At 65.7% G+C, this 1,011-nt stretch carries 1 protein-coding gene; it reads right to left on the bottom strand.

Annotation, left to right across the window (positions count from 1 at the left end):
• Positions 1-19: 19 nt before the first annotated feature.
• Positions 20-1,011, bottom strand: a 992-nt coding sequence (locus QMK34_RS47535; protein ID WP_326421640.1) for an ISAzo13 family transposase, incomplete at its 5' end; no start/stop codon positions are given.

Raw genomic sequence — 1,011 nt, 5'->3', positions numbered from 1 at the left:
GCTTAGGCCTTGCAGATAATTAACACGCTGATGTGATCTTGGCGATGAGGTCGGGTAGCGGGATGGGCAGGGTTACCGGCTCGATTGTGGTGCCGTGCTCGGCGAGGAACTGACGGGTCTCGGTGATCGCGCGGCGGATGGTGCTGCGGCTGCAGCCGAACATCACCTCTACCGTGTCTTCGGGCAAGGACAGTCGTATGTGGAGGATCGTGGCCAGGACCTGATCGGGAAACGACAAGCGTGGCGGCCGGCCTGAGCGAGGTGCGTGCGGGCGAAGCCCTTGTTCTGCGCGATGGTGCTGGTGTTGACGTTGGCGATCCTGGATTCGTGTGGCCCGCAGGGTGTCCAGCGCCGTGGTCAGCGTGTCCAGGTCAGGGCGGGACAGCCCGGTGAGCGCGGGGTCCGACAGAGTGATCGTGTCCTGCGGGAGAGGCGGCAGCGGGTCGGGGCTGGTGTCGCTGCCAGCCTTGGAATGCGGGGTCTGCGGGTGCAGGGTGTAGTTCCAGTCGCTGTGCCAGCCATGGCGAGTGATCGGTAAGGCGGCCATCTGGGCTTTGCTGATCTCTACCCCCAGGGCGTAGGTGTCGGTGTCCAGTTCGGAGTGGACGGTCAGCCCGGTGCGGGTGGTGGTCGCGGCGATGCTGTTGACGATGACCTCGTGGCTGGTCAGTGGCCTGCCCCGCCAGTTCATGGTGATATGGCAGAACAACCGGTGCTCGATCGTGTTCCACTTGGAGGTGCCGGGCGGGAAGTGGCACACCGTGATGGCCAGGCCGGTCTGGGCGGCCAACGCCGCGAGTTCGGTTTTCCACGCACGGGTGCGGTAGCCGTTGGAACCACCCGCGTCAGCGGTGACCAGCAGCCGGGTCGCGTGCGGGTAGGTAAGCTGCCCGGCCCCGTTCCACCAGCGGCGAATGGACTCCACCGCGAAGGTGGCGGTGTCGTGGTCGGTGCCCACGTTGACCCAGCCGGTGTTCGCGGCCAAGTCGTAGATCCCGTACGGTACGACTT

It is taken from the genome of Amycolatopsis sp. H20-H5, from assembly GCF_035828755.1.
Taxonomy (GTDB): Bacteria; Actinomycetota; Actinomycetes; order Mycobacteriales; family Pseudonocardiaceae; genus Amycolatopsis.
Note: the sequence above shows the minus strand (reverse complement) of the source record. Positions and strands in the feature narration are given on the sequence as shown.